General features: G+C 62.7%; 16 protein-coding genes. 5 read left to right on the top strand and 11 right to left on the bottom strand.

Translation table 11 applies throughout. The annotated features are described in order from the left end of the window. Positions 1 to 36 precede the first annotated feature (36 nt). Positions 37 to 618, top strand: a complete 582-nt coding sequence (locus tag U9J33_RS09075; protein WP_324694636.1) for a hypothetical protein — start codon at positions 37 to 39, stop codon at positions 616 to 618. A gap of 75 nt (positions 619 to 693) precedes the next feature. Here the strand turns inward: U9J33_RS09075 and U9J33_RS09070 are convergent, their stop codons facing one another. The 5 genes from U9J33_RS09070 to tkt all read right to left on the bottom strand — a co-directional run bounded on the left by U9J33_RS09070 (position 694) and on the right by tkt (position 7,324). Further along, the gene (locus tag U9J33_RS09070) at positions 694 to 1,605 is read right to left on the bottom strand and encodes a fructose bisphosphate aldolase (protein ID WP_054441424.1); all 912 of its coding nucleotides are present in this window, start codon (positions 1,603 to 1,605) and stop codon (positions 694 to 696) included. Between the two features lie 79 nt (positions 1,606 to 1,684). Beyond that, positions 1,685 to 2,791, bottom strand: coding sequence for an acyltransferase family protein (locus U9J33_RS09065; protein ID WP_054441422.1), 1,107 nt, complete (start codon positions 2,789 to 2,791; stop codon positions 1,685 to 1,687). Positions 2,792 to 2,823: 32 nt separating this feature from the next. Continuing rightward, complete coding sequence (locus tag U9J33_RS09060) at positions 2,824 to 4,023, bottom strand: phosphoglycerate kinase (RefSeq protein ID WP_324694633.1); 1,200 nt, start codon at positions 4,021 to 4,023, stop codon at positions 2,824 to 2,826. A 289-nt stretch (positions 4,024 to 4,312) separates the two neighbouring features. Further along, on the bottom strand, positions 4,313 to 5,320 hold the full coding sequence (gap, locus tag U9J33_RS09055) for a type I glyceraldehyde-3-phosphate dehydrogenase (protein WP_324694631.1): 1,008 nt from the start codon (positions 5,318 to 5,320) through the stop codon (positions 4,313 to 4,315). A gap of 15 nt (positions 5,321 to 5,335) precedes the next feature. After that, complete coding sequence (gene tkt, locus U9J33_RS09050; RefSeq protein ID WP_054441415.1) at positions 5,336 to 7,324, bottom strand: transketolase; 1,989 nt, start codon at positions 7,322 to 7,324, stop codon at positions 5,336 to 5,338. A 232-nt stretch (positions 7,325 to 7,556) separates the two neighbouring features. Between tkt and U9J33_RS09045 the strand changes: the two genes are divergently transcribed. Further along, entirely contained in the window at positions 7,557 to 7,754 is a 198-nt protein-coding gene (locus U9J33_RS09045) for a hypothetical protein (RefSeq protein ID WP_324694628.1), read from the top strand. 8 nt (positions 7,755 to 7,762) lie between these two features. Continuing rightward, a complete protein-coding gene (locus U9J33_RS09040; RefSeq protein ID WP_324694626.1) occupies positions 7,763 to 8,101 on the top strand; it encodes a cell division protein ZapA in 339 nt (112 codons plus the stop codon). A 658-nt stretch (positions 8,102 to 8,759) separates the two neighbouring features. Here U9J33_RS09040 and U9J33_RS09035 read toward each other — a convergent pair. Then, entirely contained in the window at positions 8,760 to 8,951 is a 192-nt protein-coding gene (locus U9J33_RS09035; RefSeq protein ID WP_324694624.1) for a hypothetical protein, read from the bottom strand. A 125-nt stretch (positions 8,952 to 9,076) separates the two neighbouring features. On the opposite strand from U9J33_RS09035, the gene U9J33_RS09030 reads away from it, so the two are divergent. Both U9J33_RS09030 and U9J33_RS09025 read left to right on the top strand, forming a co-directional pair. Beyond that, entirely contained in the window at positions 9,077 to 9,328 is a 252-nt protein-coding gene (locus tag U9J33_RS09030) for a hypothetical protein (RefSeq protein ID WP_324694622.1), read from the top strand. A gap of 15 nt (positions 9,329 to 9,343) precedes the next feature. Then, a complete protein-coding gene (locus U9J33_RS09025) occupies positions 9,344 to 9,850 on the top strand; it encodes a hypothetical protein (protein ID WP_324694620.1) in 507 nt (168 codons plus the stop codon). A 121-nt stretch (positions 9,851 to 9,971) separates the two neighbouring features. Here the strand turns inward: U9J33_RS09025 and U9J33_RS09020 are convergent, their stop codons facing one another. The 5 genes from U9J33_RS09020 to U9J33_RS09000 all read right to left on the bottom strand — a co-directional run bounded on the left by U9J33_RS09020 (position 9,972) and on the right by U9J33_RS09000 (position 15,127). After that, on the bottom strand, positions 9,972 to 10,310 hold the full coding sequence (locus U9J33_RS09020) for a hypothetical protein (RefSeq protein WP_324694618.1): 339 nt from the start codon (positions 10,308 to 10,310) through the stop codon (positions 9,972 to 9,974). Continuing rightward, entirely contained in the window at positions 10,307 to 10,600 is a 294-nt protein-coding gene (locus U9J33_RS09015; RefSeq protein WP_132468727.1) for a hypothetical protein, read from the bottom strand. The genes U9J33_RS09020 and U9J33_RS09015 overlap by 4 nt, the downstream gene beginning before the upstream one ends. Then, positions 10,597 to 11,199 (bottom strand): lysozyme, encoded by a 603-nt coding sequence (locus U9J33_RS09010; RefSeq protein ID WP_324694616.1) that lies wholly within the window; start codon positions 11,197 to 11,199, stop codon positions 10,597 to 10,599. The genes U9J33_RS09015 and U9J33_RS09010 overlap by 4 nt, the downstream gene beginning before the upstream one ends. A 1-nt stretch (position 11,200) precedes the next feature. Next, a complete protein-coding gene (locus tag U9J33_RS09005; protein ID WP_324694614.1) occupies positions 11,201 to 11,560 on the bottom strand; it encodes a hypothetical protein in 360 nt (119 codons plus the stop codon). A gap of 267 nt (positions 11,561 to 11,827) precedes the next feature. After that, positions 11,828 to 15,127: a hypothetical protein gene (locus U9J33_RS09000; RefSeq protein ID WP_324694612.1), complete on the bottom strand. Its 3,300-nt coding sequence runs from the start codon at positions 15,125 to 15,127 to the stop codon at positions 11,828 to 11,830.

The following is a 15,127-nucleotide window of genomic DNA, read 5'->3' as shown; positions in this document are numbered from 1 at the left end:
ATGAACCGGACATCCGTTCACGCCAAGGGGAGGAACATGAAACGACCCGCCCGGACACTCGCCCTTGTGCTGCTCCTGGCGGCCACCGGGATCGCCGGATGCCGCATCATTCCGGAGGGTTCGGCGCCGCCATCCGTTACGCCCGCGCCAGCTTCGCCTTATGCACCCCCTGCCGAAAGCCCGGATCAACCGCCCTTCTATACGCCGCAGGACACGGCGCCGGGTGACCTTGTCCCGAGTGGGCCTGCCCCAAGCGGCCCGTCATCCCCCTCTCCGGAACCCTCACCTCCACCGGCTTCCTATAGCGGCCCTCCGCTTGCCTATACACGTATCGGCGAGACGATTCATGTCGATGGGCCCAGGGTGACGCCGCTGGCCTTGCTGGAAGACAGTCGCTGCGCGGTAGGCACCCAGTGCGTCTGGGCCGGCCGTCTGCGCGTTCGTGTTCGCATCGATCTCGGCTCCGGTCCTCGCGAAGTGGAGATGACCCTTGGTCAGCCGATCCAGATCGCGGATGGACAACTGGAGCTTCTCGACGCGCTCCCCGCCCCTGTTGCCGGAACCCGGCCAGCGCCCTTCGCCTACCAGTTCGGGTTCCGTTTCATGGGCGGACTTTGAGAGAAGAACGCGTCAACGAGAAAGGGCGGCACCTTTCGGCACCGCCCTTCCCTTCAAGCGAAATCCGCGACGGGATCAGGCAGCCGCCGCTGCGTCCACCTTCTGGGTCGAGCCCTTGAAGATCTCGTCGATGGCATCGGCCAGCGCAGCATCGAACTCTGCATCGCTCATCTGCGAGCGCAGGTCTTCAAGCAGCGCACGGCTGAAGCTGGCGATGATGCCCTTGTTCTTCGCCAGTTCGGCGCAGGCTTCGGGACGCTTGTAGCCACCCGACAGGGCAACGACGCGCAGCACCTTGGGGTGCGAGACGAGCGGATCGAAAGTACCCGGAACGATCGGCAGCGAGAGCTTGAGCATGACGCGCACGCCATCCGGCAACGCATCGAGGTTCTTGAGAATCTCGGCAAGGAGCAGCGTGTCACACTCGGCGCGGGTCTCGCTCTTGATGTTCACTTCGGGCTCGATGATCGGCATCATGCCGTGCGAGAGCACCTGCTGACCGATCTCGAACTGCTGCTTCACTACGGCAGCGATACCCTCGGCATTGGCCGACTGGATCACCGAACGTTCCTTGGTGCCGTAGACGCCCAGTGCCTTTGAACGCGCGAGCAGCGCGTCCAGCGTCGGCATCGGCTTCATCAGCTGCACGCCGTTGGCTTCGTCTTCAAGGCCCTTGTCGATCTTGATGAAAGGCACCACGCCCTTGGCGATCAGGGCCTGCGGAGTGGGCACGCCGGTGACTTCACCATCCATGGTCCGCTCGAAAAGGATCGCGCCGATCACCTTGTCTCCGGTGAATGCAGGCGAAGCGATGATGCGCGCGCGCATCTGGTGGATCAGGCCGAACATCTCTTCCTCGGAAGACCATGCGCCTTCCTCGATGCCGTATCCCGCAAGGGCCTTCGGGGTTGAACCGCCGCTCTGGTCGAGCGCGGCGATAAAACCGTTCCCGCCGGCCATTTTGGCCGTCATCTCTGAAAATTCCATGGTTTCTCCTCCTAAGTTGTATCAGCAACCTGAAACGGGCTTATTCTCCGGAGCTCCGTTTCGCAACTGCGGCAAAAGGCTATCCATCGGCCGGATGATCCGTTCCAACGAAGACGCGCGCTTGCCGCCGCCGGCGCAATATATCGGACAGCAGAGTGCGTGCCGGCACGTCGATCCAGCGAACGCAGAACCAGGCGACGGCCAGGCAGGCACCGAGAAACACGAAGGCCATCAGCACTTCGTTGTAGTGCAGATCATCCTTGAAATAGCGCATCGGCTCGATCAACGCCCAGTGCACGGCATAGAGCGCGAAGGATACCTCTCCCACGAACCAGGCCGCAGGTGCCAGCTTTCGCGAGGGTTCCACGCGCGATCCGAACCAGACAAGCAGCGGTGAGACCAGCAGCGTGCAGGCCAGATCGTAATGGGTTACGGCGATCCACCGGGGGTCGGCCAGCAGCATGACCGCAATCGCGGCGAGGCAGGCGATGCCCCCCAAAGTCGCCGGGCGGTGTGCAGGTTGGCGCAGCCGGGCGATGAGCATACCGGCACAGAACGAGTAGAGCGTCCGCGCCAGTGCTACCGACCATTCGCTCCAGATCGCGCCGATATTGCCCGAGCCGTTCTCAAGAACCGCCGGGGCGAACCACCATGCCGAGGCCAGACAGACGACCAGCAGCAGAAGCCGCGGAAGGCGGAAGAGCACGACGATCATCACCAGATTGGCGATGAGCTCATAGAACAGTGACCATGCCGGGACATTGAGCGGAAACAGCGTGCCTGTCAGCGGCGATGGCAGCATCAGAGCGTTCAACGCCGTGCTGATGGCGATCGTCGGCAGGCTAAGCGAGGTATCGCCGCCGGTATGATGCCGCACGAGGCCGACCGTGGTCGTCAGCAGCACACCGACGAGGAACAGCGGATAGAGACGCACGAGGCGCTTCGCCATGAAAGCGCCGGTACCCATGCCGCCCTGCCAACGAGACAGGTAGCTCGTGCAGAGCACGAAGCCGGACAGTGCGAAGAAGAAATCCACCGCAACATACCCGTGCGGCGCCTGGGAAATGTTGAAATGAAACAGCGCGACGGCAAGCGCGGCGATCCCGCGCATGCCGTCAAGCGTTACATATCTGCCGTGCCAGGGCAGTTGCCGTTCGGGACGAGCGGCAGGCATCGATCTGTTCATGCTTGCCGCCCCTCCCCCAGCAGATCGGCGGCTCAGGCCGAAAGTGCGGCCACGCCGGGAAGTTCCTTGCCTTCCATCCATTCGAGAAAGGCACCGCCTGCCGTCGAAATGTACGAAAAATCGTCCGCCACGCCTGCGTGATGCAGTGCCGCGACAGTATCGCCGCCGCCCGCGACCGAAACCAGCGAACCTTCGCGGGTCAGCGCAGCCGCAGTTCTGGCCAGAGCCACGGTAGCGGCATCGAACGGAACCGTCTCGAATGCGCCGAGCGGGCCGTTCCATACGAGCGTGCGGCAGGTCTTGAGCACGTCCCCCAGCGCCTCCACCGCGAGCGGGCCAACGTCGAGAATCATCTCGTCAGCAGCCACTTCGTGGACATTGCAGGTGCGCAGGCTGGGCGGATTGGCGGCGAATTCCTTCGAGACCACCACTTCGTAAGGCAGATGGACAGTGCAGCCCGACTTGTCGGCCACGTCGAGGATCTCGGTCGCAGTGCCGGTCAGGTCATGTTCGCAAAGCGACTTGCCCACGTCCACGCCCTTGGCGGCGAGGAAGGTATTGGCCATGCCGCCACCGATGATCAGGTGATCGACCTGCGTGACGAGGTGCTTGAGCACGTCGAGCTTCGAGGAAACCTTGGCGCCGCCGACCACGGCCGCAACCGGCTTTTCCGGGCTGCCCAGCGCCTTGTCGAGCGCTTCCAGTTCGGCCTGCATCGAGCGGCCCGCATAGGCAGGAAGGACGTGGGCAAGGCCCTCCGTCGTCGCATGGGCGCGGTGCGCTGCGGAAAAGGCATCGTTCACGTAGAAGTCCGCGTTCTCGGCAATCGCCTTGACGAGTTCAGGGTCGTTCTTCTCCTCGCCCTTCCAGAAACGGGTATTCTCGAGAATGGCAATGTCGCCGGCGCGCAGGATGCCGACGGTCTGCTTGACCACGTCACCGGCGATCTCGGGGACGAACATCACTTCCTTGCCGAGCACCTTCTCGACCGCGCCGACCACCATCGACAGCGACATGCTGGGCACGCGGTCGCCCTTGGGGCGGCCGAAGTGAGCGAGCAGGAGAACCTTGGCGCCCTTTTCGGCAAGTTCCAGCACTGTCGGCACAGCGGCGCGAATGCGGGTATCATCGGTGACGACGCCGTCGTTCATCGGCAGGTTGAGGTCGACGCGCACGAGCGCAACTTTCCCCGTCACGTCACCAAGGTCATCAAGGGTCTTGAAAGCGCTCATTGCTCGATCCTTATCTCGACGGCGGCGATAGCGCCGTCCTGCGGGCCCGCGCCGGGCCCGCCGCTCGAAGGCACGGCGTACAGGTCCGCGCCGGTTCAGTTTCCCGGTTCAGGACCGGGAGCATTCCTCGATGTTCCGGCCCGCGAGACGGGCTCCGGACGCACCGCGCCGCGAAAGTCCGGTATGGACTCCCGCGGCGACAGTCGGGCGACGGACCGCCGTTTCACCGGCGCATACAGGCTCCTCCTCCCGCACGCTGCCGACGAGACGGCCCGTCTCCATCAGGTCCTCAGAGCAGGCCCGCCATCACGCCGGCCGTGTCGACCATGCGGTTGGAGAAGCCCCACTCGTTATCGTACCACGACAGGACGCGGACCAGCTTGCCTTCGAGAACCGAAGTCTCAAGGCTGTCGATGGTCGACGAATGCGCATCGTGGTTGAAGTCGATCGAAACCAGCGGTTCCTCGGTGTAACCAAGCACGCCCTTGAGCTCGCCCTCGGCCGCTTCCTTGAGCAGCGCGTTGACTTCCTCGGTGGTCGTGTCGCGCTTCGGCACGAAGGTCAGGTCGACGACCGAGACGTTCGGGGTCGGCACGCGGATCGACGAACCGTCGAGCTTGCCCTTGAGGTCCGGAAGAACGAGGCCCACGGCAACGGCAGCGCCGGTGCTGGTCGGGATCATGTTCATCGCGGCGGCGCGGGCGCGGCGCGGGTCGCTGTGGATCTGGTCGAGGATCTTCTGGTCGTTGGTGTACGAGTGGATCGTGGTCATCAGACCGCGCTCGATACCGATCTTCTCATGCAGAACCTTGGCGAAAGGTGCCAGGCAGTTGGTGGTGCACGATGCGTTCGAGACGACGACGTGCTCGGCGGTCAGTTCCTTGTGGTTCACGCCGTAAACGACGGTGAGGTCCACGCCCTTGGCGGGGGCCGAAACCAGAACGCGCTTAGCGCCGGCGTCGATGTGCTTGGAGGCCGCTTCCTTGTTGGTGAAGAAACCGGTGCATTCCAGGACGATCTCGATGCCCTGCGCGGCGTGCGGCAGGTTGGCCGGATCGCGCTCGGCAGTGACGTGGATACGCTTGCCGTTTACGATCAGGTCAGTGCCGTCGACTTCCACAGTGCCTTCGAAAGTACCGTGGACGCTGTCACGCTTGAACAGGAGGGCATTGGCCTTGGCGTCGGCAAGGTCGTTGATCGAAACCAGTTCGAGGTCGTGGTCCGTGCGCTCGAGAATGGCGCGCGCGACGTTGCGCCCGATACGTCCGAAACCGTTGATCGCAACCTTGGTCGCCATGTGCAATTCTCCTGTTTACACGCTGAGTTTATTGAGAATCTTCGGAACGATCGCATCGACGGTGAAGCCGAAGCGAGCGAAGAGGTCCTTGGCCGGAGCCGAGGCGCCGAAGCGGTCCAGACCGATATTCAGGCCGCCGTTGCGGCTCTGCGCGGTATAGCGCTCCCAGCCCATGGTGACGCCGGCCTCGATCGAGACCTTCAGGATCGACGGATCGTTCGGCAGAACCTCGTGCTGGTAGGCTTCGTCCTGAGCGGCGAAGAGCTCCATGCACGGCATCGAGACCACGTCGGCGCCGATTCCCTGCGATTCCAGCTCGGCCTTCACCTTCACCGCCAGTTCGACTTCCGAACCGGTGGCGATGAGGATGACCTTGCGGTCGCCCTCGGCATGGCGGAGCGTGTAGGCGCCGCGTGCCGAGAGCATGTCGCCCGTCTTGCGCAACTGCGGCAGGTTCTGGCGGGTAAGCGCCAGCACCGAAGGGGTGTCCTGCGATTCCAGCGCGATATTCCAGCATTCCGCCGTCTCGATGACGTCCGCGGGACGGAACACGTAAAGGTTCGGGATCATGCGCATGGACATCACATGCTCGACCGGCTGGTGGGTCGGGCCGTCTTCGCCAAGGCCGATCGAATCGTGGGTCAGCACGTAGATCGCGCGGGTCTGCTGCAGCGCCGAGAGGCGGATCGCATTGCGGCAGTAGTCCGAGAAGATCAGGAAGGTGCCGCCATAGGGGATCACGCCGCCATGCAGCGCCATGCCGTTCAAGGCCGCGGCCATGCCGAATTCACGGATGCCATAGTAGACGTAGCGGCCGCCGTAGTTGTCCGGCGTGAACGGTTCCTGGCACTTGGCCTTGGTGTTGTTCGAACCGGTAAGGTCGGCAGAACCGCCGATCATCTCGGGGATCGCCGGGGCCAGCACATTCAGCCAGTTTTCCGAAGCCTTGCGGGTGGCCACGGTGGAATCGCCTTCCAGCCATTCGGCCAGCTTGGCACGGATCGCGTCGGTCTCCGGCAGTTCGCCGGCCATGCGGCGTGTGAACTCGTCAGCCTTGTCGGAAGCGGCAAGGCGGCCGAACCAGTCGGCATGAGCCGTGGCACCGGCCTGACCCAGCGAGCGCCAGTCGGCCAGGATTTCCGCCGGAACCTCGAAGGGAGCCGAGGTCCAGCCCAGGTATTCGCGGGCAGCGGCCACTTCGGCCTCGCCCAGCGCAGCGCCGTGAACGTCGTGGCCGCCCTGCTTGTTGGGGGCCCCCTTGCCGATCACGGTCTTGCAGGCGACCAGCGTAGGCTTGTCCGAAGCGGCAGCCTCGGCCAGCGCGCGCTCAATGTCGGCGAAGTCATGACCGTCGCACTCGAACACGTCCCAGCCCGAAGCGCGGTAGCGCGCCGGGATGTCTTCGCTGGTCGACAGCGAGGTGTCGCCGTCGATGGTGATCTTGTTGTCGTCCCACAGCACCTTCAGGCGGCCCAGCTTGAGCGTGCCGGCAAGACCGATGGCTTCGTGGTTGATGCCTTCCATGAGGCAGCCGTCACCGGCGATGACCCAGGTCTTGTGATCGACCAGATCGTCGCCGAAGGTGGCGTTGAGCTGACGCTCCGCCATCGCCATGCCGACCGCCATGGCCAGACCCTGGCCGAGCGGGCCGGTGGTGCATTCGACGCCTTCGATCAGGAAGTTTTCCGGGTGACCGGCGCAGACCGAGCCCAGCTGACGGAAGCCACGGATGTCGTCCATCGTCGGGCTGGCATAGCCGGTCAGGTGGAGCAGCGAGTAGATCAGCATCGATCCGTGACCGGCCGACAGCACGAAGCGGTCGCGGTCGGCCCACTTGGGCGCGGCGGGATCGAACTTGAGGAACTTGGCGAAAAGGACGGTCGCGACATCGGCCATGCCCATGGGCATGCCGGGGTGGCCACTGTTGGCCGCCTGGACCGCGTCCATCGACAGCGCGCGGATGGCATTGGCCATCGGCGCGAGACGGTCAGCAGCAAGGGTCATCGTGAGGCTCCGGAAACGGAAAATGGGACGATTCGAACTTGCCGACCCCCTTTAGGGCGAGGCCGTCTCCCGTCAAGTTCGCCTAACGTCCATTTAGGCCTCCCGTACATGGGGGCTTGTACATATGTGTGCCAATCACATGGTGGCACAATCGCCTCGGTTGATCGAAAGGATTGTGAACAAGGGCCGCCAATTGATTGCGTTTTGGCTTTTTCACTGTAGCCACTCGCCCATGAACGAAGCGACCAGCAAGGCGACGAACGAAGCAGCGGCCCAGACGGCGATCGATCGGATCGAAGCCGCACTTTCGCGGCTGGAACGTGTGGTATCGCAAACCCGCGCCCTGCAGGACCGTCATGGCAGGCTTCGCGGCACCGTGGAGGAAGCGCTCGGCGAGATCGACGCGCTCCTCGCGCAGCGCCGGTCCTGATAGCAGCCATGGCAAACATCACCCTTACGATCGGCGGGCGCGAATTCATGCTCGCCTGCGCAGACGGCGAGGAAGCTCACGTCACGAAGCTTGCGGCGATGATCGACGAGAAGCTCGGTCATGCCGGCGTCGTGGGACAGACCGAACCCCGCATGCTGCTGTTTGCCTCACTGATGCTGGCAGACGAACTGCACGAACTTCGCCAACGCCCCCCGGTCCAGGCACCCCCTCCCCCGGCTCCCGCCGAGCCCGCGTTTCCGCCCGCCTTCGCGGAAAAACTCGCAAAGATTGCCGATCATGTCGAAAATCTCGCGCAGCGCCTTGAGGATGGCTCGCCGAACGCCTAACTAAGGGGGGACGGGATCTGCCCGGCACGTGCCGTTCGAACATCCCTGAGGCTATAAGCAATCCATTGGGGGCTGTCCCTGCCCGGACCGTGGTCCGACGCATATGGTCCCCACCTGACGTCGAGGCGTCAGAGGATTTCTAGGAAACGACCCATGGTGGACCCGTCACCGTTTTTCAAAGACTTAGCCTCATAATTCCAACATTTCCAATGTTGGAATTCCAACATGGGCCCGGGGCTAACCGCCTTCGGGCCCTGTTTTGTTGGCGCGTCAGCTTCGATAATTCAGAACATATGCAGAACAAATCCCTTGACCCGACTCGGAGCGAGAGCGCTTTGTTCGTGAATGGCCGACATACTTTTCCACCGCATTCGATCTACCTGGCTGGCGCTGAACCCAGAGCCTGAACGGGGAAGCAGCCCGTGGTACAGCTGGCGCGCCGAGCTAAACGGCTTGGAACGCATGCTAGACTGTCAGGCGTCAGAGAGTGCGCTGATCCGTTATGTGTTTGGATCGTCGGGCGGCTCAGTGACCTGGGACGCTTCAGGTGCCACCGCCTCAACCGGGAACGGCGAGGCGATCGGCTCCGGCCGGAGCCCAGGCGAAGCGCTTCTCATCGCAGCGAAAACCGCGCTGGGGGACCGTAAACCAGGAACCATCAAGACAAGGGCGCCTCATCATGACGGGTGACCAACTCACGCTGCCTCTCACCGATCACGACCTGATGCGACTGGCCCAGCACCGATACGACCAGGCCGAGCGCGAAGGCGCCAACGCCGAGGATATAGCGCACCTGCTCGACATCGTCCCAGCGCTTATCCAGCGGCTGCGGAGTAAGTCCTAGACGCATCTATAATAGGCTCAGCAAGGTAGAAGTTTCTGCTCCTTCACCCTCTTTACGCCGCAATGGTTCTATATTCGGTACATCCCATATGAGCACTTGGCATATTCTATCTACGTGCTAACCGGCGAATCATGGGGGTTGATGATAAGCTCGAGGATGCGGAGAAGGCTTCGAACTTCGTTATGGCGCTGTTGGATGCGATGGTTTCGCATCCCTGGGCGTTCCTATGCGTTGTACTCGCGATAGCCTTCGTGATCTGCTGCTTGCCGAATGGCGTAGTTAAGCAGATAATTGTTCATCGCACGGAAATGCGAAAACTGGACGAACGTGTAGGCCAGAGCAGGAAAAAGTTAACCTCCAACCGTCAAAACCGGCGCAACTAGGAAGGGAGCGCGACCATGTACATGATTGCCATCGCTGCCATAGTTCTTGCCGCACCGTTTGCGGCTGCGTGGTATTTTCGGCGCGCCGCCTCAAGGCTACGGCTAGCCGACGCCGTTTGGGGTAGCCTGGAATATCACGCAAATCAGTTACTTCAGGACAAGACCGTTCCGGTAGTCGTTGGCGATTTCGTGGAATTCGTAGTGTGTCGGGCTGGCGATGGCATGATGACCCGCACTTTCCTTGCGGGCCTGATGTCGCGGCCGCGCGCGGATAGAGACACCGCGCTTGCCCAGGCTATGCACGCATTGTCGCGGGGACAAGACCAGCAGTTCAACAGGTTCGTCATCGACGCACTCCTGTATGATAGCCTTCGCACGGCAGTGTCGGGGTTTATCGTGCGGCGCGCCCTGTATTGGCTCGTCACGACCGCGAAGGACGAGAAGCTGCCGGTAAACGATGCGCAAGCCTACCCCATCGCGCGGGCAGCCAACAAAGCTTATGGCCGCGCCTGCGCTGCTTAATGCACATCACCGATTGATACATAACCGGTCATAAACCTGGTTGTGCGCGATCACCTCGGCGAAGGTTTCGTCCGTATCGAACCTGTTCCCAGGATCATCCTGTCCGGCCGCCGGTGCAGGCTCAGCGGTCAGTCGCTTGCTCACGAGGCAGAAATCGCTCGCAGTTCGCGGGGGTTCGGGCTGTCCGCAGGCACTGGTCATAGACAGCAGTGCTGCGGCCATCGCCGCGGTTGAAGGCATCCTGGATTTCCACACGCGCCGCATTTCCCTGCTCCGCCCGATTGATGGTTTCGCGCAGGTCACCCTCGCGCTGGGCGGAAGCACCCGCCGCCTGTTGCTTTTCGTCATGAGATCGCGCCCAGAGCCACAGGAGCGCGAGACAGGCTGCCGCCAGGGCAAGCGCCGCGAGGACGCGATGAACGCGCCCAGTGAGGCCCAGGCGGTTCAGGAGTGCAATCATACTCCCTGTTCCGCCATCGTGGTTCCGGATGCCTTGTCGATCGAGCGCGCGGTGGCAACGTTGCGATCCTTCACCGCCACCGCCACCGCCGTACCGCCGGCGACGATCGCCAGCCCGGCCGGGAACAGCGTGCAGTATCCGGCAAGGTCGAATTCGCGCTGGTGGGCCAGCATGTCCCAGGCGATGAAAACATGGGCGCCGGCAATGTAGGCCATGCCGCCGATGAAGCCGACCACGCGGTTGAGCTCGATCTGGCCGCCGGCACCGCGAAGGGCATTTGTCCAGCTCACGCCGCACCCCCGGCATAAAGCGCCGCCTCATCCGCGCGGCGACGCTTCAGCCCCTCCATCACCGCACCGTCGTTGTAGATCCACTTGCCGAACTCGGCCGCCGCCCCGGCATAGTCGCCGGCGATGTGGCGCTTCGTCAGCGTGGCCTTGCCGATCGCGCCGGTGTTGTAGTGGAACGAAACCAGCGCATCGAACTGCGCCTGCGTGGTGGGAGAACTGCCGATCGCCGCGCGCACTTCCTTTTCGTATCGCACCAGGTCGTTCACGAACCGCGCATCGCACTGCGCCTGAGACCATACCGTGCCGGGGCCGATACCGCTGCCGGTGGAACCCCACCCGATCGTCCAGGGCTTGCCATCCTTGCTTCCGGGATCGGGATAAGCCTCGAACTGGCCATCGCCGCGCTTGCGCGCGCAGCCCTCCCACTTGTGCATCAGGGCGATGCCGGCCGCGCTGGCGCGCAGCTCGGTCGCAAGCGGCCGCGCCACGCCGAACGCATCCAGCAGGTTGTCCAGCGCCAGCACATTGCCGGCATCATTGAAAAGGCCCTTCGGCGCCGCACCGCGCACGGCATCGAAGATCGGCTTGCGAACGTCCATCTCAGTTCCCCTGTTGCCGCGCCGCGACCCGCTCGGCCGAGACGATCAGTTGTGCATGTTCCCGCGCTTCGCCGAGGCCCTGCCGCTGGGCGAGCAGCTGGATCACCTTCGCTTCGGCATTGGCGTGCGCCTGCCGGCATTCCGCCACTTCGGTTTCCAGCGTGGTCACGCGGTCGAACAGGCGGGCCACCTCGGCCTTCAGGTTCTCGATCACGAAGCGCGTGTCCTGATCCAGCGCAGCCTCCCGCGCGTCCGTCCGTCCGGCGATGAATTCCAGCAGCCACTTCACGGCAAAGAACCCGCCGCCAGCGCCGAACCCGCCGGCGGCCCATCCGCCAAATGCTTCGAGGATATTCGTCATCAGTATGTGCACCCCAACTTCAACCGCTCAGAATGAAGAAAACTAGAAATCATCTGCAAGTTAGGTGTGTCGCCCATCTCGAGCCTTGGCCCTCGCATCAAAGTCAGATATCGTCCTGAAATGCCTCTGCTTATGCTCATTCGACGTGTCCTAGGACTCATCCCAAAACCCGCCCACAACTGTTCCCACGGCATTGCGCGTTGCACTGAGGCGCAGCCGTGCGCAGATTGCTACAAGGACGAAGCCTGGTAGGCTCAGAGAGCCGCATTAAGCCTGCACCTGCAGGACAATAATTTTCATGTCGAACTGAGGCGCCATGTGGGGTTCTGAGTAGGTTATCCCACTGATGGCTGTGGTATTTCGCGTGCTGTCAGTGATGGGGCCGCCTGCAGACGTACCGAACGTCGAAATGCTGGATTTATAGTCGCAGCCATATCGCACGATCGGATTGGTCGTCAGTGGTCGATCGAGAGTGATCACAACCTCATCACCGCCCGTGCTAATCGCAAAGCCCGATACAGCGAGCGTGCCCGTGTCATCGGTGACCTTGAAGCCCATATCCGTGAATGTGCCGAGCAATGCAGTGTTGAGGACGAGCGGGAACTTCGGAGCCCGGAACTTCACACGCAGCGTTGTCCCGCGCGCGAAAGCGGAGATCGGCCAGATACAGTCCGGCTTGTTGCCATCGACGAGCAGTTGCTTGCCTGCCCGGCCATAGCGCCTGCCCATCCGAAGCTGCGACACGTTCGTCTCATGCAGCGTGTCGGCTGTGGTCTGGAGGTGATGGGTCGGCCCGACGAAATGGATGCGGCCGGGATTGGCATTGCAGGCGTCGAACTGCGCCAAGACGATCTCGCCGTATGCAGCAAGGGTGGCACCACTACCAGACTGGTTGAACAGCATGTGGACCGGTGCAGTCTGCGCGGCGAAGCCTCCCGCAGTCAGGATCGGATTGATCCCGGCAAGAATGTCTGCGGAGATATCAGACTGCAACTGAACCATCGCCGCAGCGTAGGCTGCCCGGGTCGTTCCGGCACCAGCGTCATTCACGCCAAGGCGAAGCGGGACGGCGAGGCAGCGATAGTTTTTCCCGGCCGCAACTGCTCGCGCAGCGGCCTCCTTCGCGTGGTCGATCAGATTGTTATACCACGATGCACCCTTCTGGAGCTGGGACATGCGATAGCCGCCATGCCCGGCAACCGATCCGAATATGATGAACTGCGTGGGCAGGATGTCGTTCTCGATCGCCGCGCGCTCCACCATGGTCGCGGCCATGCCCGACATGATCGTCTCGCCGTCGGTCGTATGACCATCGGATGCCGGGGCGCCCGAGGACGCATCCTCTTCGATCAGCGGTTTCGTGGTCGATGTGCCTGGCGAAGTGTTCACCGCTCCGTAGGAGTTGCCGGGCTTGCCAGAACGCACACCGCTGCCGAACGTCAGGTTATTGTAAGGCTGCGTGGTAGACAGGGCTGGCTTGGCGTAATCGGCCATCGACAGGCTTTCCCCATAGGGAATGATCCCGATCCAACCGGCCGAACCGAGCAGGGTGTGCTTGTCGGCAGTCGCCAGGGGGATCGGCGCGCTGCCGCCATAGCTACCCTCCGCAATCTGCGCCTGAAGGGTGATGATTTGAGCCTGTGCGACGGTGAGCTTCGCATTTACGTCCGCAAATGACGCATCAACACGCGCTGCAGTTACCGACTGTCCAGGCACAGCGTAGTTGTACCGGATCTGGAACAGGAAGTTGTTGCGTGCCGTGCCGCCAGACACCGGCCCCGTCAGAGTTTCCGTTCCGCCAAGGAAGCGGTAGGAACTGTCCATCGAGCCAGAGAGGTAAGCAACGATCGTGTTGGCCGAATAGAAGCACAGGTACTCCCCTGCTGCTAGCGGCAACGAAATTGGAATGTTGACCTGCCCAACTGTCGGGACCACGGCAGAAACGATTCCAGTGCGGGTGAACTGCCCTCCCGATAGCGACCAGGTTGAAAAATAGATTGTTCCCGTACCCACTGCAAATAGATCGACACTGGTAATCGTCGTCGAAACAGGCGCCGGGATATACGCGAGATAGTTGTTCGCCACCGATCCGGAGCCAGTGACAAGAGTCGCGCCGATTGGGCGACCGATGGCTGTCGCAACTGTGCCCTGAAGCAGTGCAACACCTGCGGCGGCGGTCTTGGAGTTGGTCGTGTTACTTACGAAATCGGGAAGGTTCACCGACATGGAGCAAATGAACTGGACCTCCAGGCGGATGTTTGAACTGCTAACCGGAGTTGCCGTTCCGCTAGCTGGCAGATCCGCTGTGAACTGGTTGAGCGGCGCCTCGGTGGGATTGGATGTGAAACCCAGAACCCCGTTAGCGTAGATCGCGAGATATTCTCCGGGGTTTACCGGGAATAGGCCGAAATCCTCAGTTGTTAGAGTTTTCAACCCTGCCGATGCGATAACTACAGCGTTCGATATTGCGAGACGAGTGCCGCCTGTAGCAGCTGTGTATCGGGCAACCTGGACGGTCCCAGGGCCTCGCGCATAAAGCTTGATCTGTCGCAGATTATTCGCCTGCCCAATGGCAGTCCCAAAGACATATGCGAAGTTGCCAGCGGTTGCCCCGTTGACAGGGTCACTGGTCCGACCAATGATGGGAGCATCGGCGCTCAATGATGCTACGACAGCGGCGGCGTCGTTGGCATACTCTTTCGCGAGGCTGCTCTCCAGCGGACCCAGCCACCTCCAGCCCGCCGGGCTCAACGAATAGCTGTACTGCCCTGCGTTCGAAACAGTGCCTCCAACAACTGGATCGGTATGAGTGCCGGTGTCGCTGGCAAGAACTGCACCGATCTGCCCTGCCGTGCCGACCACGGCCGCCAGCTCGGCATATGTGGCCTTCTGCAGCATGCCGCCCGTGGCCAGCGCCGCGTCGCGCGCTTCCCTGGCGTCGTCCGCGAAGCCGGAGGAATTATCGGCTGCCGTTTCCGCATCGGCCAGCGCCTGCTCTGCGCCGCCCTGCGCGTCCAGCGCCCCGTCCTTGGCGGCTTCGGCACCGGCCTTTGCCGCCAGCGCCGTGGCGGCGCTATCGGCTGCCGATGCCGGATCGTTCGTCACGCCGGCGATCTCGCCGCCCACCAGCGCCAGCACCTGGCCGTCAGCCACGGCGCCCACGACCAGGCCGGTTCCGCCGCGCCGCACCTTCAGCGCCCGGCTGATATCGACGTCCTGCTCCTGGTCGATGAGCCGCGCCTTGTCGAGCGCGCGCTCGTGGCTCTGCGCGGGGAAGCGATCGGCGGTGGTGTAATCCGCGTCCTGGTCCCGCGTTGTCTCGCGCCAGGCATGCAGCTTCACGCCTGCGGCCGCCGGCGCCGTAACCGTCAGCGTGCCGCCGGCGTCGGTATCGCCGCCCGCCACGGTGAAGTTCACGCCATAGACCAGATCCACCAGCGTACCGTCCGCCAGCTCGCGCTGCGCCAGGATCTCGTTCGGGTCCAGGAACCGGAACGGCAGCGGGAACGCGGTGGAAACGCCGTCCTCGATGTAGTCGACCGAAGGGGTAAGGGCGGCAACCGTCAT

It is taken from the genome of Novosphingobium sp. RL4 (genome assembly GCF_035658495.1).
GTDB lineage: Bacteria > Pseudomonadota > Alphaproteobacteria > Sphingomonadales > Sphingomonadaceae > Novosphingobium.
The sequence above is the reverse complement of the archived record's forward strand: the minus strand, read 5'-3'. Positions and strand labels throughout refer to the sequence as shown.